Raw genomic sequence first — 23686 nt, 5'->3', positions numbered from 1 at the left:
CCCATCTTAATTACAATCGACACTCACCGCAGCTATCGGCGACAGAGAGAGAACTAATCGTGTCCCTTCGCAAATACCAGAATCACACCCCCCTCCTGAGCAACGGCGCATTCGTCGACGGTTCGGCGGTGGTGATCGGCGACGTCGAAATTGGCGCAGACAGCTCAGTCTGGCCGCTGACGGTGATCCGTGGCGACATGCACCGCATCCGCATCGGGGCGCGCACCAGCGTGCAGGATGGCTGCGTACTGCACATCACCCACGCCGGCCCGTTCAACCCGGACGGTTTTCCACTGCTGATCGGCGATGACGTGACCATCGCCCACAAGGTCATGCTGCACGGCTGCACCGTTGGCAGCCGCGTGTTGATCGGCATGGGTAGCATCGTCATGGACGGCGCCGTGGTCGAGGACGACGTGATCATCGGCGCTGGCAGCCTGGTGCCGCCGGGCAAGCGTCTGCAGAGCGGCTTTCTGTACGTCGGCAGCCCGGTCAAGCAAGTGCGCCCGCTGACCGATAAGGAAAACGCCTTCTTTACTTACAGCGCGGCTAACTACGTCAAGCTCAAGGACCTGCATCTGGCCGAAGGCTACGACCAGCTCTGAATGGCCCTACACCTGCCCGGGAATTTCCATGCATTACCAGACCGTACTGTTCGACCTCGATGGCACCCTGACCGACCCGCGTGAGGGCATTACCCGCTCAATTCAATTTGCCTTGGCCAACCTCGGCATCGACGAACCGGACCTGAGCAAACTGGAACACTTCATCGGTCCGCCGCTGCTGCAAGCGTTCATGCAGTTCTACGGGTTCGACGAGGCCAAGGCCTGGGAAGCGGTGAATTTCTATCGCGAGCGCTTCAAGGTCACCGGCCTCTACGAAAACCGAGTATTCGACGGGGTCACGCCGTTGCTGGAAACCTTGAGCGGGCAGGGGCGGCAGTTGTACATCGCGACGTCCAAGCCGTGGGTATTTGCCCGCGAGATCGCCCGGCACTTCGACTTCGCCGGGCATTTCAAAGTGATCTACGGCAGCGAACTGGACGGCACGCGCACCAACAAGGTTGAGCTGATTGCGCACCTGCTTGAGGAAGAACGCCTCGACCCGGCCCAGACCCTGATGATCGGCGATCGCAAGCATGACCTGATCGGCGCCCGCAGCAATGGCCTGGATGCAGCGGCGGTGGGCTATGGGTTTGGCAGTTTCGAGGAGTTGAATGCCGAGGCGCCGGCTTATCACTTTGAAACCTTGGACGAGTTGCATCAGGCGTTTTTGCAGCGCTGATCAGATGGCTATCGCTGGCAAGCCAGCTCCCACAGGTTAGCGATATCTTCAGGCTCACCGCTGCCCTGTGGGAGCTGGCTTGCCAGCGATGAGGCCCGTTCAGCCGCTGGAGGACTCAGGAATGGCCAAGGCCCTCAAAGCCGCCTTGCGCTCATCAACCGGCAATCGTCCCAACCGCTCAACCTCGGCATAAAACCTCGGCCAATCCCCACCCACCTGCCGGAACACGGCCGCGAACGCCGGCACCCACTGGTCATACAGCCCGAACGGCAACAGTCGCGCGTTGTTCAGCGGCGCGTTGACCCAGGCGTCATAGCGCTTGTCCCCGGCCCACTGACTGTCGCGCATGACCCGATACTCCCGGCGCAAGCGCTCGAACTCCGCCGCTTTGCGCTCTCGCATCTGCTCGACCGACAGTGGCTGCGCATACAGCTTCTCCAGTCGAGAACGCGTGGCGAGTACCAGTTCGATGAACTGGTCACGCTGCTTGAGCCTGGCATCCGACTCCGCCGGCAAGCCGCGAAACGCCCGCCAATCCCGCGTCCCTTCCTGCTCGACAAACGTGGCAAATGACTCGTTGAACTCGGTGTCGTCCTTTACATAGAACTTCTGGTGCGCCAGCTCATGAAAAATCAGCGTGGCCAGCCGCTCATCGCCCCAGCCCATCATCGAATTGAGGATCGGGTCATTGAACCAGCCAAGCGTCGAGTACGCCTCGACCCCGCCGATCGACACGTCCATGCCCTGCAAGCGCTGAAGCGCCGCTTCGCCACGGGCGGCGCTCTGGCTGTAGTAGCCGCGATAGGCCACGCAGCCGGCAATCGGGAAGCAGTGATTCTGCGGCGTGAGGGAAAACTCTGTGGTGGCGAACACGTTCCACACCACGAACGGCCGGCCAAGGTCGGCGTACAGGCGATAGCTCTGGTTGTCCGGCAGGTGCAGATGCTCGCTGGCGAACGCGCGGGCCTTTTGTGATTGAGCCAGATGCGCGCGCAATTTGGCATCGCGGCTTGGGTCGGCAATGACTTGCTCGACCGGCTCCCGCGCGCGCAGCAACTGCAATTGTCCGCTGGCCAACTGGCTGTAATAGCTGACGCTGGCGCAACCGTTGAGCAACAAAAACAACACACCCGGAAACAAAATCGGAAAAACGCGATCAAGTAACCCAAGGCTGGAATACGGCCTGATCAAAATAAGAAATTCCCCGGAAAGTCTGCCCCAAGACTATCCCGCCTCAAGGAGCACCGCTATGCGCATGTTGATGCTGACAGGAGGCCTGCTGACGCTGGCCGGTTGTGCCGGATTCGGAATGCCCGACCCCGACCCTTCGCAAGCCTGGATCGATCTCGACGCCCGCCAACACGACACGGCACTGCAAGCCGTGCAAGTCGATGCCACACAGGCTGTCGACAAACGTTATTTCGAAGTGCAGCCCGGCAGCCATGAGCTGAAGGTGCGCTATCAGTTTCCGGTCGAAGCCACCAACATCGGCCCGACTGCCGAACCGCTGTGGCGCGATTGCCAGTTGAGCGTGAAATTCAAGGATTTCAACGCCGGCCAGCGCTATCAGTTGCAGGCGGGCAGCATCGGCTTCCGGCCTTGGGCCAAGCTTTATGACGAACAGCGCAAGGTCGTCGGTCGGGGTACGCCGGCGGGCTGTCAGAGCAGTTGATCGGCGCTATGCTGGCTGTTAAAACCTGCGGATATCCACCATGCGTACCTTGCTGCTGTTGTTCGTTGTCGGTCTCGTCGCCGGTTGCCAGACGCCATTGCCACCGGTTGACCCGCACATGGCCTGGGTCGACTTCTCAACGCCAAGCCCCGGCGGCAAGTTGCTGATGGCCGAGCGCCTCGACAACCAGCGCTTGAACGACGGGCGCTTCTTCCAGGTGACGCCCGGCAGCCACGAGCTGCGGGTGCGTTTCGACTTCGAAGTGTTTGGCGGCGGTGGCAGTCTGCTCACCGGCCCGGTCGAGCGTTTGTGTTATCTGACGATCCGCTACGACCACTTCGAAGCCGGCCAGCGTTATCTGCTGGAAGGACGTTCGTTGGCATTCACGCCGAGCGCACGTTTGTACAATGCCAAACGCGAAATCGTTGCTGAAGACCGCGAGTTCAACTGCATCATCTAGCGCTTCAGCTGTCGTTTTTCTGATAGATGATGCGCTTGGTGCCGTTCTCGCAAGAACCGACGATCATGGCTGAGTCGTGCTGCTTCGCCTCTTCGGCCGTGATGATTTCCAGTGTGTATGAGGGAATGGCCTTCGCCTGGATCTTGATCTCGATTTCCTTTCTGAGCTCTTCGCAGTCCTTGGGGGCTGCGAAAGCGGACGTGGCCAGTGCACTGCAAAGGATCGCCAAGCCAATACGTTTCATCGATGAAGCTCCTTGAGGCAGCGCGCACGGGTGTGCGCTGAAGCTGCTGTCGATTATTCGACCACATTTTTACAGAGCGGGTTCTGACTTTGCTCACACCTTGTATTAATTGCCGGCCGCTGAGCTGGTTTCGAGATTGCCTTCGCGAGCAGGCTCGCTCCCACACCGGATCTGCGATGTGCACAAATCCCCTGTGGGAGCGAGCCTGCTCGCGAAGGCGTCAGCGCTGCAAACGCCGAATCAGCTGACCAGCGAAGCCTCAAGGGTGATCTTCGCATTCAGCACCTTGGAAACCGGGCAACCTTCCTTGGCCTTGTTGCTCAACTCCTCAAACTGTTGCTGAGTTGCGCCCGGGATCTTCGCCTTGAGAATCAGCTTCACCGCAGTGATCGCGAAGCCGCCGTCAACCTGATCGAGAGTAACTTCAGCGTTGGTGTCGATGCTGTCTGCCTTCAGGCCGGCGTCGCCGAGAATCATCGAAAACGCCATGGAGAAGCACCCTGCGTGGGCCGCGCCGATCAGTTCTTCCGGATTGGTGCCCTTGCCGCCTTCAAAGCGCGCCTTGAAGCCGTACGGTGCTTCGCGCAGTACGCCGGTTTCGGTGGAGATCGAGCCGAGACCGGTTTTCAGGTCGCCTTCCCAATGCGCCGATGCCTTTTTCACGATAGCCATGTCTGCCTCCTCAAATGTGGCGCGGAACGCCGCGCCGTCACGGTTTTTACTAGCAAGGCTTCTGAGGATAGACGGCAGAACAAAGTTCAGCCTGGCTGAATCGTTGACTTTTTTAGTAGGAAATTTCGACGCTGCTATTGAATCTCGGGTATATGCCCTCATTCCATAAAACACGCTTATGGATTTGGCAGGTTTTCGTTCGCAAGAAAAACCTGCCTCCCCACCCGGAGATGCAGGTTCATGAAAAAACTGTCCGACGTTAAATTTTCCACCCTCGACCTGGTGCCGGTGCGCGAAAACGGCAGCGCGGCGCAATCGCTGCACAACTCGCTGGATCTGGCGCAGCATGCCGAGAAATTCGGCTACACAAGATTCTGGGTCGCCGAACACCACAACATGGACGGCATCGCCAGTTCGGCCACTTCGGTGTTGCTCGGCTATCTGGCTGGTGGCACTTCAACGATCCGTGTCGGTTCCGGCGGGGTGATGCTGCCCAATCATGCGCCGCTGGTGATTGCCGAGCAGTTCGGCACCCTCGAGAGCCTGTACCCGGGACGCATCGACCTGGGTCTGGGCCGCGCGCCCGGCTCGGACCAGATGACCGCCCGCGCCTTGCGCCGTGAGCGCTCGGGCAGCGCTGACGACTTCCCTGAAGACGTCGCCGAACTGATGCGCTACCTCGGCCCGCGCACCCCTGAGCAACGGGTGATCGCCATGCCCGGCACCGGCACCAACGTGCCGATCTGGCTGCTCGGCTCAAGCCTGTTCAGCGCGCAATTGGCGGGTGAGCGCGGCTTGCCTTACGCCTTTGCCTCGCACTTCGCGCCGCGCTTCATGCACGAGGCGATCCGCATCTACCGCAATCACTTCAAACCGTCAGCGGTGCTCGACAAGCCTTACGTGATGCTCGGCGTGCCGTTGGTGGCAGCGGATACCGATGAGCAAGCCGATTACCTGGCGACGTCGGTGTACCAGCGCATTCTTGCGTTGATGCGTGGCCAGAGCCTGGTGCAGCGTCCGCCAGTGAAAACCATGGACGGTCTGTGGCTGCCCCATGAACGTGAAGCGGTGGGCGATTTCCTCGGCCTCGCCATGGTCGGCGGCCCGCAGAAGATCCGCGCCAGGCTTGAGGTGTTGATCGAGCAGACCCAGGCGGACGAGCTGATTTTCACCTCTGACCTGTACGAGCATGCGGATCGCGTGCATTCCTACGAGCTGCTGGCCCAAGTCATGAAGGGATAAAGCGCACTTTTTTAGGAGTGAGCCTGCTCGCGATGGCATTTCTTCAGTCACAGCATTTGTGACTGTCACACCGCGATCGCGAGCAGGCTCACTCCTACAAAGAAATCTGTTCTGCATAAAAAAGCCGACGCATCGACGTCGGCTTTTGTATTTCAGGCGCAATCAACCGCGCTTGTAGACGATTTCCTTGCTGCCGCCTTCGCAGCTGCCGACGACATCGCCATCAGCCGCTGCACCCTTGTCGACAACCTCCAGCGAATAACCGGAAACGCCCTTGGCGTCGAGCTTCGCTGCGATTTCGCTTTTCAGCTCTTCACAAGGTTTGCCGGCTGCAAATGCACCACCCGCAAGGCTCAACAAACCTACTGCCAACATGAACTTCTTCATCGGTCGCACTCCCTGGTCGGATTGAAAGAGGCGGGCATCGAGTCATCCACCCGATGCGCTCACCTTGTAGCGCTTTGCCATTCCCTATGGCACTCGGCCAGCGCGCAAGTTCAGAAGACTAGCTCAAACTCAGCTGGCGACAATCTTGAAGCCGACTTTCAGCGTTACCTGAAAATGCGCCACTTGGCCGTTTTCGATGTGGCCGCGGGTTTCAGTCACTTCAAACCATTCCAGATTGCGCAGGGTCTTGTTGGCCTCGGCCAGGGCATTGTTGATGGCGTCTTCGATGCTGGTGGTGGACGAACCGACCAGTTCGACTTTCTTGTACGTGTGATGGTCACTCATGGCGATCTCCTTGGGTTGGAATGGCGTGTGAAATTGAGACTAGCAGGCAATTGCACTGTTGTTTTCGGCGCCGCTGCGCTGCCGAAGTTCAGAATTTCTGCACTTTCTCGAAGTGGTGAAGTCCCAACCAACACACGCCACTCATCACCAATGCAGGAGAGCCACCATGGCCAACACCTCTTTACGTAAAGCCTCGTTGCAAAGCATGGAAGCCGAGATCGAGAGTCTGCTCAAATCGTTGGAAAGCTTGAAAGACGATGCTTCGGACGAGTCGCGCAAGACCCTCAAGGCGCTGAAAAGCAACGCTGAAAGTGCGCTGAAACATTCCCGTCATCTACTCAGCGACGCGTACGAAGAAGTCAAAGTGAAAACCCGCGAGACCGGCATTGCCACTCGTGACTACGCGCAGGAACACCCATGGACCACAGCCGGCGTGGCTGTCGGTGCAATCGGTCTGCTCGCCGCCTACTTTTTGTTCAAGCGCGGCGAGTGATCAGTCTGGCGCAGCTCGTTCTTGAGCCACTGCGCCAGTTGCCGGGCGCGTCCGTCTGCGGCGCGCTTGGGTAGCCACAACGCCAGTTGCGCCTGGGTTTCGCAGAAGCCCCATGGCGCAACCAGGCGCCCCGCCTTCAGATCTTCGGTTACCAGCGGCTCCGGCGCGATTGCCACGCCAAGTCCAGCAACAGCCGCCTCCAGCAAATAATACAAATGCTCAAAACCTTGCCCGAGCTTCAACGCCTTGGGATCGAGGTGGTTTTGCTGCGCCCAGCTGGGCCAGGCTTGTGGGCGAGAGGTGGTGTGCAGCAAGGGCTGCTCGAGCAATTCTGCGGCAGGAGCGTCGTGCAGGTTCTTATAACCACTGAACAATGGGCTCATCACTGGGCCGATGCGTTCCGCCGCCAGTTCATAGACCTGCATATCGGCCGGCCACGGTGGCTCGGCGAACAGCAACAGCGCGTCCAGCCCCGGGCGGCGGGGATCGAGATCGCCTTCACCGGCCGACAGGTGCAAGCGCAGATCAGGCAAATCGGCATTCAGCCGCCCCAGACGCGGAATAAACCAGCGCGCCAGCAGGCTCCCCGAACAACCCAGCACGAACGGCGCATTCGCTGTGCTTTGCGTAAGTTCGGCGCAAACACTGCGCAACCGATCGAACGCCTCAGCGCTGGCATCGCGCAGACGCGCTCCGGCATCTGTGAGTTTCAAGCCGCGGCCGTCCTTGACGAACAGGCTCACCCCTAGATGTTCTTCGAGCACCTTGAGCTGGCGGCTGACGGCGCCGTGGGTGACGTGCAGCTGTTCGGCAGCCTGACTCACACTGTTCAGACGGGCGGTGGCCTCGAAGGCGCGCAAGGCATTCAGCGGGGGAAGGTCATGGCTCATGGTATCTGTGAGTTTTCCTGACAGGTTGTGGCGATCTTATCGGTTTTCAGCCTGGAAAGTCAGGGGTAGAGTGATCGTCATTGTCTTCTGACCGAATTCACCTGGAGCGACCCATGACCCAGACTTCGAACACCTCTGATCTGCGTAACGGCCCTGACGCCAACGGCCTGTTCGGTGCGTTCGGTGGCCGTTATGTAGCGGAAACCCTGATGCCATTGATCCTCGACCTCGCTCGCGAATACGAAGCGGCCAAGGAAGATCCGGCATTCAAGGAAGAATTGGCCTACTTCCAGCGTGATTATGTCGGACGTCCGAGCCCGCTGTATTTCGCCGAACGCCTGACCGAGTTCTGCGGCGGCGCGAAGATCTACCTCAAGCGTGAAGAGCTGAACCACACCGGCGCGCACAAGATCAACAACTGCATCGGCCAGATTCTGCTGGCACGGCGCATGGGCAAGAAGCGCATCATTGCCGAAACCGGCGCCGGCATGCACGGCGTGGCTACTGCCACCGTTGCTGCGCGTTTCGGGCTGGACTGCGTGATCTACATGGGCACCACTGACATCGAACGTCAGCAGGCCAACGTCTTCCGCATGAAGCTGCTCGGCGCTGAAGTCATCCCGGTCGTGGCTGGCACCGGCACCCTCAAAGACGCGATGAACGAAGCCCTGCGTGACTGGGTGACCAACGTCGACAACACCTTCTACCTGATCGGCACCGTAGCCGGCCCACACCCGTATCCAGCAATGGTCCGCGACTTCCAGGCCGTTATCGGTAAGGAAACCCGCGATCAGCTGCAGGCTCAGGAAGGTCGTCTGCCGGACAGTCTGGTGGCGTGCATCGGTGGCGGTTCCAACGCCATGGGCCTGTTCCACCCGTTCCTCGACGACAAGAGCGTGGAGATCATCGGCGTCGAAGCCGCCGGTTACGGCATCGAAACCGGCAAGCACGCGGCCAGCCTGAACGGCGGGGTGCCGGGCGTGCTGCACGGTAACCGCACCTTCCTGCTGCAGGACGACGATGGGCAGATCATCGACGCTCACTCGATTTCCGCTGGCCTCGACTATCCGGGCATCGGCCCTGAACACGCCTGGTTGCATGACATCGGCCGCGTCCAGTACACCTCGGTAACCGATGATGAAGCTCTTGAAGCGTTCCACAAATGCTGCCGCCTGGAAGGGATTATTCCTGCCCTGGAAAGCGCCCACGCTCTGGCCGAAGTGTTCAAGCGCGCACCGAAGCTGCCGAAGGATCACCTGATGGTGGTCAACCTCTCGGGCCGTGGTGACAAGGACATGCAAACCGTGATGCACCATATGCAACAGTCGCAGCAGGAGAAACACTGATGAGCCGCCTGCAAACCCGCTTTGCCGACCTCAAGCAACAGAACCGCGCCGCGCTGGTGACCTTTGTCACTGCAGGTGATCCTGACTACGACACTTCGCTGGCAATCCTCAAAGGCCTGCCTGCCGCAGGTGCCGATGTGATCGAGCTGGGCATGCCGTTCACCGATCCGATGGCCGATGGCCCGGCGATCCAGCTGGCCAATATCCGCGCACTGGGCGCCAAACAGAATCTGGCGAAAACCCTGCAAATGGTTCGCGAGTTCCGTGAAGGCAACAGCGACACGCCGCTAGTGTTGATGGGCTACTTCAACCCGATTCACAAATTCGGCGTCGAGCGTTTCATCGCCGAAGCCAAAGAGGCTGGCGTTGACGGCCTGATCGTGGTCGACATGCCACCAGAGCACAACGAAGAGCTGTGCGACCCGGCGCAGGCTGCTGGCCTGGACTTCATCCGCCTGACCACGCCGACCACCGACGACGCGCGTCTGCCGCGTGTGCTCAACGGCAGCTCCGGTTTCGTCTACTACGTGTCGGTCGCAGGTGTCACCGGTGCCGGTGCAGCGACTCTGGAACATGTGGAAGAGGCGGTTGCACGTCTGCGTCGGCATACCGATCTGCCGATCAGCATCGGTTTCGGTATCCGTACGCCGGAGCAGGCTGCGGCCATCGCGCGTCTGGCTGACGGTGTGGTGGTGGGCTCGGCGTTGATCGATCACATCGCCAGTGCCGATACGCCTGAACAGGCCATCGATGGCGTGTTGAGCCTTTGTTCGGCGCTGTCCCAAGGCGTGCGCAAGGCTCGCGTCTAAGACCGCAGGGGAAAACAAAAAGGCTTCAGAACAGGCGTTCTGAAGCCTTTTTTTGTGCTCAGGGTAATTGCAGTCCGCCCGAAGCTTTGTGCAGTTTGCGCAAATGCTCGCCAATCTGCTTCACGTTGGCCTCGCTGGCGGCAATCTCGGCGGCGCGCTTGGGTTCGAGCAGCTTGCGCACTTCAGTATCGAGGTCGCCGGACAGCGCCAGCAGCTTCTTCTGCCGCTGGCTGCTTTCCGCTTCCAGTCGGCCGAACTCGCTCGGCTGGGGCAGTCCGTAACCCTTGGAGTCGAGCAGTTCCGCCGGGCGGCTGAGGAAGCCACTGTTGGCGAGAATCTCCTGCAAGGTCGCGTTGGCTTTGTCCATGCCGCCATTTTCCAGCTCGCGGGCGCCGAGGTAGCGTTGCTTGACCTCGTCCTGGGCCAGCAATAACTGCCGGCGGAAACTGGCTTGCTCGAGCAGCAACAGCGCCGCGCTGGTGCGCAGGTCGGCGCGGTCGAACCATTCGCGGCGTTGTTCAGCGCTGAGTGACAGCCAGTCTTCGACAGTGGTCTGCTTGATCGGCAGCTGCTTCTTCAATACATCGAACATCGCTTGATAGCGATCGCGGAACGAGTCGAAGCGGTAACCCAGGCGCAGCGCTTCTTTCGGATCGTCGAGCACACTGGTGTCGGCCAGACCACGGCCCTTGAGCACCTCGAGCAAGCCGTTGGGCATGATGCTGTCGAGGCCGACCAGTTGGCTGTTATTGCTGCCGCTGCGCAACAGTTTCAAGCCTTCCACCGCGCAGTTGTTGGACAGGAAGAAGTAGTTGCCGTCGTAACTCCAGTGCATCTCGGCAGCATGTTCGACCACGCCTTCGATTTCCTCGCGAGACAGGTTCAGCGGCACTGAAGCGAGGCTGCGCAGCTCGGTCTTGGTGTATTCGTCGATCACTTGCGCCAGCGGCAACACGAACAGCCGTGACGGGTATTTGCCGACCAGTCCGTCCCAGCTCGACAGCTGCACATCGCCAACGAAAGCGCGATAGGACAGCACCAGGTGCTGATCGAGGTCGAGGCGGCAATCCGGGCCACGCGGGCGACCGGGGGCGCAGATCACCAGGCGCAGCATGCTGTGACCCCAGCGGCTGACCCAGTTCTGATTGGCCTCGGCCAGCAGGTAATCGACCGCGTAGACCCGTTCCGGATCGACTTGCCCCAGAGGCTGCTTGGCGAAGTCATTGCCCGCATTGAGAAAGGCGAAGCTCTTGCTGCAGGTGTCCTGCGCTGGCGGCGCCCAGCCGAAATGTTCCTTGTAATAGCGATACAGCGCCGGGCGGCGGCAGGCGTAGCTCGGGTCGAGGAGGAAGTACTCCATGTTGACCGCGACGAATTCCTTGGGACTGGAGATCTCGTAAAGATCCGGACTGCGGGCGATCTGGCGGTTGTGTTGTTCACGCTCGCCACGGCGGCCGACGTACTGCTGCCACCCGGCCAGGTCAAGCAGGCGCGGGTCGTCGCTGATGGTGAAGCGGCGACCGTTCTGCCCGCGACACTCATCGGGAATGCCGATCAGCCCGGCGCTGTTGAAGCGTCGGGTGCAGCGTTGGATCAACGTGCGCTCGGCGCTCGGCCATAAACGCGCGCGATCATAAATGTGGGTAATTTCGTGCAGCACCGTGGCCAGCAGTTCCTCGCGCACAGTGCCGTGGGGGCGATTGGTTTTCTCTTTCGCCGCGCTGCCATCGGTGAGACCGTCGAGCAGCTTGCGATTCAGATCGAGCTCGGCAACCAGCGTTGCCTGCCCGTAAGCGTTGGCAGGCATGTCATCGGTCCAGCCGACATCAATGCGCCGATCCAGCCGCTCGATGAAACTCGGCGGCAGCTTGTGCATGGCTTCATCGATCAGCGCCTGACTGGCCTGTACTTGAGCCGGGCTCAAACCCTCGGTCTTGAGCCGCAATTGCAGGCCGGCGTGGGCGCTGTTGCCAAGCAGCAACAACGCTCCGGCCAGCAGCCAGGCGCCAACGGACCTCACAGTGCGAGGATGGCTTCGGCGAGTACCTGGTCACTGGCGTCGCGTGCTTCCGGCACGCGGGTACGCAAGGTGTTGAGGGCGGCTTCGAGGTGCGCGCCACGGATGTCACCGTTGCTGGCGACGAAACTGGCGGCGTCGTCGTGGGCTTCGCGGATGATTTTCGAATCGCGAATCGACGTGGTGGTATCGGAGGTGAAATCGATGGTGCGCTGGGAGGCACGAACGATGATGTTACTGGTGGCTACCAGGGTGTGCGCCTGGGCCACATCGGCCAACACAAACAGGCCAAGGGCGGCAGCAATCAGCGGGCTACGCATGGAACGACTCCGGAAGGACAAGGATAACTATTGGACGAGAATTGCCTCTGCCAGTTCAAGGTCGCTGGCATGAAGTTTTGGCCGGGTTTTGCGCAGGTAGTGCAGCGCGGATTCCAGCCGTGCGCCCCGCCATTCACCGTCACTGGCGACGAAGGCGGCCGCGTCATCATGGGCGGCGAGCAGCAGTTTACGGTCGAACGGCGCAGAAGACACCATGCTGGTGGCGTACCCGCTGACAACCGTGCCTTGAGTCGATGCATTGAAAGCGTCGAAGGCGTTAGCGGACATCGCCCAGCAGGCGGTGAATAAAGTAGAAGAGATGAGCAGGTTTGGAAGAAAGCGCATGGGACTCGACAACTGTTAACGAGCCTGAAGGCTAGCGCAAATGCCCGGGCCAGAGCCAGCATTGAAACATCGGGACACGGCTGGCGTGTCCCGCCATGCGGCAAACGATCAGAGGGTCAGAATGGCCTGAGCCAATTGGGCGTCGGTGGCATTGAGTTGTGGCGCGTGATGGCGAATGTGGTCCAGCGCGCTTTCCAGTTTCACCCCGCGGATGTCGCCTTCGCTGGCGACGAAGCTGGCGGCATCGTCGCGGGCGGCAAGGACGATCTTGTCGTCACGGAAAGAGGAGGTCACATCGGAAGTGGCATCGGAAGAGGCTTTCAGCGCGCCGACGATCGAGTCGGTAGTCACGATGAAGCTGGTAGCGCTGGCGTTGGCAGCCACGGCCAGCAGGGCAGCGGCACTGAGCAGGCGAAGACGGGTCATGATGGAACTCCTTTGGATAAACCGTAGTGAGAGGTGGCTCGGTATCTGAGGAGTCAGACGCCTGTTGCGCAACGTTCGCCACGTTCTGCAGGGATATTAGGCTGGCAAATGCGGTTCGCCCAGTGGTGGCCAGTGATACTGCAAAGGTTCTGGATGACTGTACTGGCGTCATACGAGAATTCGAAAATTGTACCTGTGCTCATTCAGTTATGCGTTTTAGAGCATTCAAAGCCCCTGAAGCGACAAAACCCGTCGTGGTTTCCCACGACGGGTTCTGCTTGTGCAATTCGGGTTGCTGGCGGTGGGTCTGAAGACCAGAGCCAGCGACGCTGCTTAGCGCCAGAACGGCTTGCTCAGCTCTTCGTAGCGTTGTGCTTCGCTGATACCGGCATCAGCCAGCAGACGCGAATCCAGACGGGCCAGTTGATGGCGGCTGGAGATGCGGCGCTGCCACAACATCAGATTGGCGATAACGCGCAGAGGCAGGGAAGCCTGGGTGTTTACAGCTTTGTCTTCGAAGAACAGTTCGGAACTGAGTGTACGTTCCATGGTTGACATCCTTCCGCTTGTGGCGGGATCAGGTAGTGGTTTGACTGGTGCCCATGATCCTCTCGTTTGGATAGTCTCTGTAGATACAGTTCATTTGTATTGTGAGCGAGCAGTTAACTGTTTATGCATGGTGTACGGGTCGAAATTGGGCAAACTGTACCTGTCTGCACTCGGTTGGTGCATTTCGGCTCGTATCTGGGGATTGAGTAGGACTTTGCTGTAGGAAAAGACCGGTACAGCAGTACAGTTTTTTGCGATCCTGCTTCTCGCGCACACCCACCGAGGCAAAACTGTGTTTGCCTCGGTGGTTATCTGTGTGAATCACACCGCCAGCATGCGCCCGGTTTCTTCCAAGTTCATATGCCAGCTCAGGGCTTCGCGCAGAATGTGCGGGGTGTGCCCACCGATTGCACAGGCAGCGCTGAAATAGTCATTCAGTGCCTGGCGAAAGTCTGGATGCACGCAGTTGTCGATGATCACTCGTGCACGCTCCCGTGGCGCCAGGCCACGCAGGTCGGCGAGGCCGACTTCGGTCACCAAGATGTCGACGTCATGCTCGGTATGGTCGACGTGGCTGACCATCGGCACCACGCTGGAAATCGCGCCACCCTTGGCGATCGACTTGGTCACGAATACCGCCAGATGCGCATTGCGCGCGAAGTCGCCGGAGCCGCCGATGCCGTTCATCATCCGCGTGCCGCAGACATGGGTGGAGTTGACGTTGCCGTAGATATCGAACTCCAGCGCGGTGTTGATGCCGATGATGCCCAGACGGCGCACCACTTCCGGGTGATTGGAGATCTCCTGCGGCCGCAGAATCAGTTTGTCCTTGTACTTCTCCAGGTTGCCGAACACGTCGCTGTTGCGCCGCTCGGACAGGGTGATCGAACTGCCCGAGGCAAAGCTCAGCTTGCCGGCATCGATCAGGTCGAAAGTCGAATCCTGGAGCACTTCCGAGTACATGGTCAGGTCTTCGAACGGCGAGTCGATCAAGCCGCACATCACCGCGTTGGCGATGTTGCCAATGCCGGCCTGCAGTGGGCCAAGCTTGTTGGTCATGCGGCCGGCCGCAACTTCCTGCTTGAAGAAGGTGATCAGGTGTTCGGCGATAGCGTTGGTATCAACGTCCGGTACCGACACCGTGGACGGCGAGTCCGACTGCTGGGTGATGACAATCGCAACGATCTTCTCCGGTGGAATCGGAATCGCCGTGCTGCCGATGCGATCGTCGACTTTCACCAGCGGGATTGGCGTGCGCGTCGGGCGGTACGTCGGGATATAGATGTCGTGCAGACCTTCGAGGTTGGCGTTGTGGGCCAAGTTGATCTCGACGATCACTTGTTTGGCGAAGATCGCGAAGCTGGCCGAGTTGCCCACCGAAGTGGTCGGCACGATATGGCCTTGTTCGGTGATGGCGACTGCCTCGATGACGGCGATGTCCGGCAGTTTCAATTGCTGGTTGCGCAACTGCTCGACCGTTTCCGAGAGATGTTGGTCAATGAACATCACTTCGCCGGCGTTGATTGCCTTGCGCAACGTGCTGTCGACCTGAAACGGCATGCGCCGCGACAGCACGCCGGCCTCGGTCAGTTGCTTGTCGAGGTCGTTGCCCAGGCTGGCGCCGGTCATCAGGCTGATCTTCAGCGGCGTGACCTTGGCGCGCTCGGCCAGTGCGTGGGGAACGGCCTTGGCTTCGCCGGCGCGGGTGAAACCGCTCATGCCGACGGTCATGCCGTCCTCAATCAGAGCGGCAGCGTCGGCAGCGCTCATCACTTTATCCAACAACGAAGGCAGGCGAATACGGTCACGGTACATGGATTATTATCTCGGGCAACGAGTAGCAGGATGCGCAGTCTAGTGAATTTGGCCGGCGCCTGTCCCGCTACCAAGGTCGCAAACGAGGCCTCTATTTCGCGGGTTTGCAGTAAAACACCGTTACCGGATCTGCAACAACGCGGTAAATTGTCCAGTGTGTGGCGCAAACAAAAACGCCCCGACAGGTCGGGGCGTTCGCTATTGCAACGGTGAATTACTCGACCGCTTTGACCATGTCTTCGATGACTTTCTTCGCATCGCCGAAAACCATCATGGTCTTGTCCAGATAGAACAGTTCATTGTCCAGACCGGCATAGCCGCTGGCCATCGAGCGCTTGTTGACGATGATGGTCTTGGCCTTGAACGCTTCGAGAATCGGCATGCCGGCAATCGGCGACTTCGGATCGTTCTTCGCGGCCGGGTTGACCACGTCGTTCGCACCGAGCACCAGCACCACATCGGCCTGGCCGAATTCGGAGTTGATGTCTTCCATCTCGAACACCTGGTCGTAAGGCACTTCGGCCTCGGCGAGCAGGACGTTCATGTGCCCAGGCATGCGACCGGCAACCGGGTGGATCGCGTACTTCACGGTTACGCCGCGATGGGTCAGCTTCTCGGTCAGTTCCTTCAATGCGTGTTGTGCACGGGCCACTGCCAGGCCGTAACCCGGGACGATGATCACGGTGTCGGCGTTGGTCAGCAGGAAGGTTGCATCATCAGCCGAGCCGGACTTCACCGGACGGGCTTCCTGCGCACCAGCAGGGCCTGCATCTGCCGTATTGCCGAAACCGCCGAGCAGCACATTAAAGAAGGAACGGTTCATCGCCTTGCACATGATGTACGAGAGAATCGCGCCGCTCGAACCCACCAGCGAGCCGGCAATGATCAGCATCGAGTTGTTCAGCGAGAAGCCGATCCCCGCCGCCGCCCAGCCGGAATAGCTGTTGAGCATCGACACCACCACCGGCATGTCGGCGCCGCCGATCGGGATGATGATCAACACGCCCATCACGAACGCCAGCGCCAGCATCAGCGCGAACGCCGTGAGGTTGCCGGTGAACATGAAGGTCAGGCCGAGCACCAGCGTAGCCAGACCCAGAATCGCATTGAGTTTGTGCTGACCGGCGAACTGTACCGGCGCGCCCTGGAACAGGCGGAACTTGTACTTGCCCGAGAGCTTGCCGAAGGCAATCACCGAACCGGAGAAGGTGATCGCACCGATCGCAGCGCCGAGGAACAGCTCCAGACGGTTGCCCGCCGGGATCGCATCGCCCAGCTGTTTAACGATACCCAACGACTGCGGCTCAACTACCGCCGCAATGGCAATGAACACCGCCGCGAGGCCGATCATGCTGTGCATGAACGCTACCAGTTCCGGCATCTTGGTCATTTCAACGCGCTTGGCCATGATCGAACCGGCGGTGCCGCCGACCAGCAGACCAACGATGACATAACCGATACCAGCCGTAGCCAGCTCAGCGCCCAACTTATAGATGAGGCCGACCGTGGTGATGATAGCCAACGCCATGCCAAGCATGCCGAACAGGTTGCCGCGCCGCGAAGTAGTCGGGTGCGACAGGCCTTTGAGGGCCTGGATAAAGCAGATCGACGCGATCAGGTAGAGCGTCGTGACGAGATTCATGCTCATTACTTCGGCGCCTCTTCTTTTGCTTTCGGGGCTTTCTTCTTGAACATCTCAAGCATGCGGCGGGTGACCAGGAAGCCACCGAAGACGTTAACCGCCGCCAGTGCCACAGCCAGCGTGCCCATGGTCTTGCCCAGCGGCGTGACGGTCAGCGCAGCGGCGAGCATGGCGCCGACTATCACGATTGCGGAAATGGCATTGGTCACCGCCATCAACGGTGTGTGCAGCGCAGGTGTAACGTTCCAGACCACGTGGTAACCGACATAAATCGCCAGCACGAAGATGATCAGGTTGTAGATACCGGGGGAGATAAGCTCTTCCATCGTCTGAATCCCTGCTTAGGCGTTTTTGCGGATGACTTGGCCGTCGCGGCACATCAGGCACGCGGCGACGATGTCGTCTTCGAGGTTGACGTCGAACTGGCCTTCCTTGGTGAACACCAGCTTGAGGAAGTCCAGCAGGTTGCGTGCGTACAGCGCCGAAGCATCGGCAGCGACTTCACCGGCGAGGTTGGTCGGGCCGACGATGGTCACACCGTTTTCCACAACGACCTGATCGGCGACGGTCAGTGGGCAGTTGCCACCCTGGGCGGCGGCAAGGTCGATGACCACCGAGCCCGGTTTCATCTGCGCCACGGTCTCGGCGCTCAGCAGCGTCGGCGCCTTGCGGCCCGGAATCAGCGCGGTGGTGATGACGATATCGGCCTGCTTGGCGCGCTCGTGCACAGCCTGGGCCTGACGCTGCATCCAGCTCGCCGGCATGGGCCGCGCGTAACCGCCGACACCGACGGCACATTCGCGCTCTTCATCGGTCTCGTACGGCACGTCGACGAACTTGGCGCCGAGGGATTCGATCTGTTCCTTAACGGCTGGGCGTACGTCAGACGCTTCGATGACCGCACCCAGACGTTTCGCCGTGGCAATCGCCTGCAGACCGGCCACACCCGCGCCGAGAATCAGCACGCGCGCCGCTTTCACGGTGCCCGCAGCAGTCATCAGCATCGGCATGAAGCGTGGGTAATAGTGAGCGGCGAGCAGCACCGCTTTATAACCGGCGATGTTCGCTTGCGACGACAACACATCAAGGCTCTGCGCCCGCGAGGTACGCGGCGCCGCTTCGAGGGCGAACGCGGTAATGCCGCACTCAGCCATCTTCGCGATGGTCTCGTTGTTGAATGGGTTGAGCATACCCACCAGCACCGCACCGCGCTTGATCAGCGTCAGTTCGGCATCGCTTGGCGCGACCACTTTGAGTATCAGCTCGGCGCCAAACGCATCATTGGCGCTGCCAATGCTTGCGCCGGCCGCTTCATAGGCACTGTCAACAACACTGGCTTTGACGCCGGCGCCGCTTTGTACAGTGACCTTATGGCCTTGGCTGATCAGCTTCTTGATGGTTTCCGGGGTTGCAGCAACCCGTGTTTCACCGGTCTGGGTTTCGAGAGGAACACCAATGTGCACGTCAAATCTCCTGCGTGATCTTATTGAGTAAACCCATGCACTACGGATGGTGCGACTGGGGCGGCCGATCAGCACGATCCCGCCGAATCAGGGCGGGGCGCGGCATTTTGCAGGCGAACTTTATGCCCTTCAAGGGATTATGACGGGTGACGGAAAATTAACTACAAGTCATGCCGTGACCGAATGTCGCAGATGGCCAGGTGAACCCCTTGCAGACCGTGCCCTGCAAGGATTCTGGCTGAATTTTGAAAAATTTCGCATCGGTGGCGTGAATAGGCAGCAATGAGTCGCCATTAGAGGCTCAAGGCCACGTGTTTGGCAGCTTGCGGGACGTCTGTACGACTTTCGGATACAGTCTGCGCAAAAGCGACAAATAGTTATATCTGTAGGGCTTTGTTTTTTCTGACTACGGGGTTAAGTATTGCGCAGAGCCTTTATTCTTCTAGGCTGTAGCTCTGCGCTTGATTTACCAGCCAGTCGCGAAATGCCTTCAGTGATGCTGATTCGACCTTTCGCTCCGGAATCATAAGGTAATAGGCCTTGATGCTGGAGAGCGCTTGAGGGTTGGCAACCACCAGACGTTTCTCTGCCAGCTCGCGCTGGATCAAAAACGGCGGAATCAGCGCGACGCCCATGTCGTGCATGGCTGCCTGGGCGAGCATGGAGAATAGCTCGTAGCGTGGACCCGTCATGTCGCGCGGAATATTCAGCTGTTGCGAGTTGAACCATTGGCGCCAGGCGTAAGGTCGGGTGGTCTGCTGAAGCAGCGGTAGCTCGGCGATGGCTGGCGCTGTCAGCTGCGTGTGATCGCCGAGTAGGGCGGGGCTGCACACCGGCATCGGATTTTCGCCCATCAACCTGTGGGATTCGGTACCCGACCAGTCGGCGTCGCCGAAGTAAATCGCGGCATCGAATTCGGTGTCGGCAAACAGGAAGGGCCGGGTGCGGTTGGTCAGGTTGACGGTCACTTCCGGGTGCTGGAGCTGGAAATCCTTGAGGCGTGGCAGTAACCACTGCGTGCCGAAAGTCGGCACCACGGCGAGCTCGATAACGTTGGTGCCCTGCTGGCCCATCACCGAGAGGGTATCGCGCTCCACTGCATCGAGCTGAGTCGCCACCCGGCGGCTGTAGGAAAGTCCCGCTTCCGTCAGCTTCACCCCTCGTCGCGAGCGCCGGAACAGTTGCACACTGAGGAACTCTTCGAGGCTGGCGATCTGTCGGCAAATGGCGCCCTGGGTGAGTGACAGCTCTTCAGCGGCACGGGTAAAGCTCTCATGGCGGGCGGCAGCTTCGAAGCTGATCAGGGCGGCGGTGCTGGGGATTTTCCTGCGCATGTACGTCAACCTCACTAATGCGCCGCATAAATGGCATTTCGCGACGGTTCGAAGTGAGAAATTAGCACAACAGGATGCGAAATCCTCGTTTGCCGCGATGGCGAACCGCGCCTAGGATCAATGCCACGTTAATTCACCCGATGCGAGGGCACACTCATGGGCGGTAAAGCTAGCTTCAACTGGATCGATCCCCTGCTGCTGGATCAACAGCTCACCGAGGAAGAGCGCATGATCCGCGACACCGCCGCACAGTTCGCTCAACAGAGTCTGGCGCCGCGTGTGCTTGAAGCGTTCCGTCATGAGAAGACCGATCCGGCAATCTTTCGTGAGATGGGCGAAGTCGGCCTGCTCGGCGCGACCATTCCCGAGCAATACGGTGGCAGCGGTCTGAATTACGTCAGTTATGGCTTGATCGCCCGTGAAGTCGAGCGTGTCGACTCTGGCTATCGCTCGATGATGAGCGTGCAGTCCTCACTGGTGATGGTGCCGATCAACGAATTCGGTACCGAAGCACAGAAACAAAAGTATCTGCCGAAATTGGCTTCCGGCGAATGGATCGGTTGCTTCGGTCTGACCGAGCCGAACCACGGTTCCGATCCGGGCGCGATGATCACTCGGGCGCGCAAGGTCGATGGCGGCTACAGCCTGACTGGCGCGAAGATGTGGATCACCAACAGCCCGATCGCTGACGTGTTCGTGGTATGGGCCAAGGACGATGCCGGCGATATCCGTGGCTTCGTTCTGGAGAAAGGCTGGAAAGGTCTGAGCGCTCCGGCGATTCACGGCAAGGTCGGCCTGCGCGCTTCGATCACCGGTGAGATCGTTATGGACAACGTGTTCGTGCCGGAAGAAAACATCTTCCCGGACGTGCGTGGCCTGAAAGGTCCGTTCACCTGTCTCAACTCCGCACGCTACGGCATTTCCTGGGGCGCGCTGGGCGCCGCCGAGTTCTGCTGGCACACCGCACGCCAATACACTCTGGATCGTCAGCAATTCGGTCGCCCGTTGGCCGCGACTCAACTGGTGCAGAAGAAACTCGCCGACATGCAGACCGAAATCACCCTGGCACTGCAAGGCTGCCTGCGTCTGGGTCGTATGAAAGACGAAGGTACCGCCGCCGTTGAAATCACTTCGATCATGAAACGCAACTCGTGCGGCAAATCGCTGGATATCGCACGAATGGCGCGCGACATGCTTGGTGGCAATGGCATCTCTGATGAGTTCGGCGTAGCCCGTCACTTGGTTAACCTAGAAGTAGTGAATACCTATGAAGGTACCCACGACGTTCACGCGCTGATCCTCGGGCGTGCGCAAACCGGTCTGCAAGCGTTCTATTAATAGGAGAGCGGACCATGGGCGCACTGTCGCATCTGCGGGTACTGGATTTATCGCGAGTGCTGGCCGGGCCTTGGGCCGGGCAAATCCTCGCCGACCTTGGCGCCGAAGTGATCAAGGTCGAGCGCCCCGGCAATGGTGATGACACCCGCGCCTGGGGCCCGCCCTTCCTTAAAGACGCTTACGGCGAGAACACGTCGGAAGCCGCGTATTACCTGTCGGCCAATCGCAACAAGCAGTCGGTCACCATCGACTTCACCCGGCCTGAAGGGCAGAAGCTGGTGCGCGACCTGGCGTCGAAGTCGGACATCCTCATCGAGAATTTCAAAGTGGGCGGTCTGGCGGCCTACGGCCTGGACTATGAATCGCTGAAGGCGCTCAACCCGAATCTGATCTATTGCTCCATCACCGGCTTCGGCCAGACCGGTCCTTACGCCAAGCGCGCAGGGTATGACTTCATGATCCAGGGCCTTGGCGGCTTGATGAGTCTGACCGGTCGACCTGAAGGAGATGAAGGCGCTGGCCCGGTGAAAGTGGGCGTGGCGCTGACGGATATTCTCACCGGGCTGTATTCGACGGTGGCGATCCTCGCGGCATTGGCTCATCGCGATCACGGCGGTGGCGGCCAGCACATCGATATGGCGTTGCTGGATGTACAGGTCGCGTGTCTGGCCAACCAGGCGATGAATTACCTGACCACGGGCACTGCGCCAAAGCGGCTGGGTAATGCACATCCCAATATTGTGCCTTATCAGGACTTTCCTACGGCGGATGGCGACTTCATTCTTACCGTAGGTAATGACGGGCAGTTCCGCAAGTTCGCCGAAGTCGCCGGGCAGCCGCAGTGGGCGAATGATCCGCGTTTCGCGACCAACAAGCTGCGGGTAGCGAACCGCGCGGTGCTGATCCCGTTGATCCGCCAAGCTACGGTCTTCAAGACCACGGCCGAGTGGGTTGCACAACTGGAGCTGGCGGGTGTGCCTTGTGGGCCGATCAATGATCTGTCGCAGGTGTTTGAAGACCCACAAGTGAAGGCGCGCGGTCTGGCGATCGAACTGCCTCATGCATTGGCGGGGATGGTGCCTCAGGTGGCCAGCCCGATTCGATTGTCGGAGACGCCCGTTGAATATCGCCATGCGCCTCCTTTATTGGGTGAGCACACATTAGAGGTTCTGCAGCGGGTGCTGGGTCTGAAGGCAGGTGCGGTGACTATGTTGAAGGAGGAAGGCGTCCTTTAAGTCTTCTTCTATATAGAAGGCGCTCTTTTTCTCATCTGATTGGATGTTTTTTAACCAATACGCAACTTATTGAAAGAAAAGCGAAATTAACGGTTGACGGCAGATTCCAGAGGTCTATAATTCGCCCCACTTCCGGCGCAGTCGAAACGGAAAACTCCTTGATATTCAAAGAGTTACGAAGTTTTCGACAGTGGCTTGCTTCAGATCATCGAAGCCTGGAAGGAGTTGAAAGAGCAGTGATGTGTAGCTCTTTTAACGGTTCGATCTTCTCGGTCGAAAGTGGAGAAAAAGAGGTGTTGACAGCAGCGATTAACGCTGTAGAATTCGCCTCCCGCTAACGAGAGATCGGAAGCGCAAGTGGTTGAAGTTGTTGAAGAATTCTTCGAAAACTTCTGAAAATAATCACTTGACAGCAAATGAGGCTGCTGTAGAATGCGCGCCTCGGTTGAGACGAAAGATCTTAGCCAACCGCTCTTTAACAACTGAATCAAGCAATTCGTGTGGGTGCTTGTGCAGTCAGACTGATAGTCAACAAGATTATCAGCATCACAAGTTACTCCGCGAGAAATCAAAGATGTAACCAACGATTGCTGAGCCAAGTTTAGGGTTTCTTAAAAACCCAAAGATGTTTGAACTGAAGAGTTTGATCATGGCTCAGATTGAACGCTGGCGGCAGGCCTAACACATGCAAGTCGAGCGGATGAAAGGAGCTTGCTCCTGGATTCAGCGGCGGACGGGTGAGTAATGCCTAGGAATCTGCCTGGTAGTGGGGGACAACGTTTCGAAAGGAACGCTAATACCGCATACGTCCTACGGGAGAAAGCAGGGGACCTTCGGGCCTTGCGCTATCAGATGAGCCTAGGTCGGATTAGCTAGTTGGTGAGGTAATGGCTCACCAAGGCGACGATCCGTAACTGGTCTGAGAGGATGATCAGTCACACTGGAACTGAGACACGGTCCAGACTCCTACGGGAGGCAGCAGTGGGGAATATTGGACAATGGGCGAAAGCCTGATCCAGCCATGCCGCGTGTGTGAAGAAGGTCTTCGGATTGTAAAGCACTTTAAGTTGGGAGGAAGGGTTGTAGATTAATACTCTGCAATTTTGACGTTACCGACAGAATAAGCACCGGCTAACTCTGTGCCAGCAGCCGCGGTAATACAGAGGGTGCAAGCGTTAATCGGAATTACTGGGCGTAAAGCGCGCGTAGGTGGTTTGTTAAGTTGGATGTGAAATCCCCGGGCTCAACCTGGGAACTGCATCCAAAACTGGCAAGCTAGAGTATGGTAGAGGGTGGTGGAATTTCCTGTGTAGCGGTGAAATGCGTAGATATAGGAAGGAACACCAGTGGCGAAGGCG

General features: G+C 59.1%; 26 protein-coding genes and 1 rRNA gene (1 of these 27 only partly in view). 11 read left to right on the top strand and 16 right to left on the bottom strand.

What is annotated here, in order from left to right; genetic code table 11:
• Nucleotides 1-59: 59 nt before the first annotated feature.
• Together ACMYUN_RS14215 and ACMYUN_RS14210 are read left to right on the top strand one after the other, a co-directional pair.
• Complete coding sequence (locus ACMYUN_RS14215) at nt 60-605, top strand: gamma carbonic anhydrase family protein (RefSeq protein WP_415760929.1); 546 nt, start codon at nt 60-62, stop codon at nt 603-605.
• Nucleotides 606-633: 28 nt separating this feature from the next.
• Nucleotides 634-1284, top strand: coding sequence for an HAD family hydrolase (locus ACMYUN_RS14210; RefSeq protein WP_415760928.1), 651 nt, complete (start codon nt 634-636; stop codon nt 1282-1284).
• A gap of 99 nt (nt 1285-1383) precedes the next feature.
• Here ACMYUN_RS14210 and ACMYUN_RS14205 read toward each other — a convergent pair whose 3' ends face one another.
• Nucleotides 1384-2475 carry an aminopeptidase gene (locus tag ACMYUN_RS14205; RefSeq protein ID WP_415760927.1) on the bottom strand — a complete coding sequence of 364 codons (1092 nt, stop codon included), beginning with the start codon at nt 2473-2475 and terminating at the stop codon, nt 1384-1386.
• A 58-nt stretch (nt 2476-2533) separates the two neighbouring features.
• Here ACMYUN_RS14205 and ACMYUN_RS14200 point away from each other — a divergent pair, with 58 nt between their 5' ends.
• Both ACMYUN_RS14200 and ACMYUN_RS14195 read left to right on the top strand, forming a co-directional pair.
• Nucleotides 2534-2956, top strand: a complete 423-nt coding sequence (locus tag ACMYUN_RS14200; protein ID WP_415760926.1) for a hypothetical protein — start codon at nt 2534-2536, stop codon at nt 2954-2956.
• A 40-nt stretch (nt 2957-2996) separates the two neighbouring features.
• A complete protein-coding gene (locus ACMYUN_RS14195; protein WP_310409597.1) occupies nt 2997-3416 on the top strand; it encodes a hypothetical protein in 420 nt (139 codons plus the stop codon).
• 4 nt (nt 3417-3420) lie between these two features.
• Here ACMYUN_RS14195 and ACMYUN_RS14190 read toward each other — a convergent pair whose 3' ends face one another.
• On the bottom strand, nt 3421-3660 hold the full coding sequence (locus ACMYUN_RS14190; RefSeq protein ID WP_125917048.1) for a DUF1161 domain-containing protein: 240 nt from the start codon (nt 3658-3660) through the stop codon (nt 3421-3423).
• A 240-nt stretch (nt 3661-3900) separates the two neighbouring features.
• Nucleotides 3901-4332: an OsmC family protein gene (locus ACMYUN_RS14185; RefSeq protein WP_016772308.1), complete on the bottom strand. Its 432-nt coding sequence runs from the start codon at nt 4330-4332 to the stop codon at nt 3901-3903.
• 240 nt (nt 4333-4572) lie between these two features.
• Between ACMYUN_RS14185 and ACMYUN_RS14180 the strand changes: the two genes are divergently transcribed.
• Complete coding sequence (locus ACMYUN_RS14180) at nt 4573-5574, top strand: LLM class flavin-dependent oxidoreductase (protein WP_415760925.1); 1002 nt, start codon at nt 4573-4575, stop codon at nt 5572-5574.
• Between the two features lie 162 nt (nt 5575-5736).
• Here the strand turns inward: ACMYUN_RS14180 and ACMYUN_RS14175 are convergent, their stop codons facing one another.
• Both ACMYUN_RS14175 and ACMYUN_RS14170 read right to left on the bottom strand, forming a co-directional pair.
• A complete protein-coding gene (locus ACMYUN_RS14175; protein ID WP_016772306.1) occupies nt 5737-5961 on the bottom strand; it encodes a DUF1161 domain-containing protein in 225 nt (74 codons plus the stop codon).
• Nucleotides 5962-6090: 129 nt separating this feature from the next.
• Nucleotides 6091-6306 (bottom strand): dodecin, encoded by a 216-nt coding sequence (locus tag ACMYUN_RS14170; protein WP_039757080.1) that lies wholly within the window; start codon nt 6304-6306, stop codon nt 6091-6093.
• 166 nt (nt 6307-6472) lie between these two features.
• Between ACMYUN_RS14170 and ACMYUN_RS14165 the strand changes: the two genes are divergently transcribed.
• On the top strand, nt 6473-6799 hold the full coding sequence (locus tag ACMYUN_RS14165; protein WP_039757078.1) for a DUF883 family protein: 327 nt from the start codon (nt 6473-6475) through the stop codon (nt 6797-6799).
• Here the strand turns inward: ACMYUN_RS14165 and ACMYUN_RS14160 are convergent.
• Nucleotides 6772-7689, bottom strand: coding sequence for a LysR family transcriptional regulator (locus tag ACMYUN_RS14160; RefSeq protein WP_415760924.1), 918 nt, complete (start codon nt 7687-7689; stop codon nt 6772-6774). The genes ACMYUN_RS14165 and ACMYUN_RS14160 overlap by 28 nt on opposite strands.
• 113 nt (nt 7690-7802) lie before the next feature.
• On the opposite strand from ACMYUN_RS14160, the gene trpB reads away from it, so the two are divergent.
• Together trpB and trpA are read left to right on the top strand one after the other, a co-directional pair.
• On the top strand, nt 7803-9035 hold the full coding sequence (gene trpB / locus ACMYUN_RS14155; RefSeq protein WP_016772302.1) for a tryptophan synthase subunit beta: 1233 nt from the start codon (nt 7803-7805) through the stop codon (nt 9033-9035).
• Complete coding sequence (trpA, locus tag ACMYUN_RS14150) at nt 9035-9844, top strand: tryptophan synthase subunit alpha (RefSeq protein WP_024015029.1); 810 nt, start codon at nt 9035-9037, stop codon at nt 9842-9844. Before trpB ends, trpA begins: the two co-directional genes overlap by 1 nt.
• Nucleotides 9845-9902: 58 nt before the next feature.
• On the opposite strand, the gene ACMYUN_RS14145 is transcribed toward trpA, so the two are convergent.
• The 10 genes from ACMYUN_RS14145 to ACMYUN_RS14100 all read right to left on the bottom strand — a co-directional run bounded on the left by ACMYUN_RS14145 (nt 9903) and on the right by ACMYUN_RS14100 (nt 19755).
• Nucleotides 9903-11864, bottom strand: coding sequence for a DUF4105 domain-containing protein (locus ACMYUN_RS14145; protein ID WP_415760923.1), 1962 nt, complete (start codon nt 11862-11864; stop codon nt 9903-9905).
• The gene (locus ACMYUN_RS14140) at nt 11861-12181 is read right to left on the bottom strand and encodes a DUF2388 domain-containing protein (protein ID WP_039757071.1); all 321 of its coding nucleotides are present in this window, start codon (nt 12179-12181) and stop codon (nt 11861-11863) included. The genes ACMYUN_RS14145 and ACMYUN_RS14140 overlap by 4 nt, the downstream gene beginning before the upstream one ends.
• Before the next feature lie 27 nt (nt 12182-12208).
• Nucleotides 12209-12526, bottom strand: a complete 318-nt coding sequence (locus ACMYUN_RS14135) for a DUF2388 domain-containing protein (RefSeq protein ID WP_064365263.1) — start codon at nt 12524-12526, stop codon at nt 12209-12211.
• A 108-nt stretch (nt 12527-12634) separates the two neighbouring features.
• On the bottom strand, nt 12635-12952 hold the full coding sequence (locus tag ACMYUN_RS14130; protein WP_415760922.1) for a DUF2388 domain-containing protein: 318 nt from the start codon (nt 12950-12952) through the stop codon (nt 12635-12637).
• A 333-nt stretch (nt 12953-13285) separates the two neighbouring features.
• Nucleotides 13286-13501: a DUF1127 domain-containing protein gene (locus ACMYUN_RS14125; protein ID WP_007911656.1), complete on the bottom strand. Its 216-nt coding sequence runs from the start codon at nt 13499-13501 to the stop codon at nt 13286-13288.
• A gap of 321 nt (nt 13502-13822) precedes the next feature.
• Nucleotides 13823-15316: an acetyl-CoA hydrolase/transferase family protein gene (locus tag ACMYUN_RS14120; protein WP_071173986.1), complete on the bottom strand. Its 1494-nt coding sequence runs from the start codon at nt 15314-15316 to the stop codon at nt 13823-13825.
• A 214-nt stretch (nt 15317-15530) separates the two neighbouring features.
• Nucleotides 15531-16964: an NAD(P)(+) transhydrogenase (Re/Si-specific) subunit beta gene (locus ACMYUN_RS14115; RefSeq protein WP_039757064.1), complete on the bottom strand. Its 1434-nt coding sequence runs from the start codon at nt 16962-16964 to the stop codon at nt 15531-15533.
• Nucleotides 16964-17284, bottom strand: a complete 321-nt coding sequence (locus tag ACMYUN_RS14110) for an NAD(P) transhydrogenase subunit alpha (protein WP_003220416.1) — start codon at nt 17282-17284, stop codon at nt 16964-16966. The genes ACMYUN_RS14115 and ACMYUN_RS14110 overlap by 1 nt, the downstream gene beginning before the upstream one ends.
• A 15-nt stretch (nt 17285-17299) precedes the next feature.
• Nucleotides 17300-18421 carry a Re/Si-specific NAD(P)(+) transhydrogenase subunit alpha gene (locus ACMYUN_RS14105; RefSeq protein WP_039757060.1) on the bottom strand — a complete coding sequence of 374 codons (1122 nt, stop codon included), beginning with the start codon at nt 18419-18421 and terminating at the stop codon, nt 17300-17302.
• Nucleotides 18422-18855: 434 nt separating this feature from the next.
• On the bottom strand, nt 18856-19755 hold the full coding sequence (locus ACMYUN_RS14100) for a LysR family transcriptional regulator (protein ID WP_415760921.1): 900 nt from the start codon (nt 19753-19755) through the stop codon (nt 18856-18858).
• 156 nt (nt 19756-19911) lie between these two features.
• On the opposite strand from ACMYUN_RS14100, the gene ACMYUN_RS14095 reads away from it, so the two are divergent.
• From ACMYUN_RS14095 to ACMYUN_RS14085, 3 genes are all read left to right on the top strand, one after another.
• Entirely contained in the window at nt 19912-21093 is a 1182-nt protein-coding gene (locus ACMYUN_RS14095) for an acyl-CoA dehydrogenase (protein WP_415760920.1), read from the top strand.
• Nucleotides 21094-21107: 14 nt separating this feature from the next.
• Entirely contained in the window at nt 21108-22328 is a 1221-nt protein-coding gene (locus tag ACMYUN_RS14090) for a CaiB/BaiF CoA transferase family protein (RefSeq protein WP_415760919.1), read from the top strand.
• 631 nt (nt 22329-22959) lie between these two features.
• A 16S ribosomal RNA gene (locus ACMYUN_RS14085) occupies nt 22960-23686 on the top strand; it runs 810 nt beyond the window's last position.

It is taken from the genome of Pseudomonas sp. CP4 (assembly GCF_047758505.1).
Lineage (GTDB): Bacteria > Pseudomonadota > Gammaproteobacteria > Pseudomonadales > Pseudomonadaceae > Aquipseudomonas > Aquipseudomonas fluorescens_AO.
The sequence above is the reverse complement of the archived record's forward strand: the minus strand, read 5'-3'. Positions and strand labels throughout refer to the sequence as shown.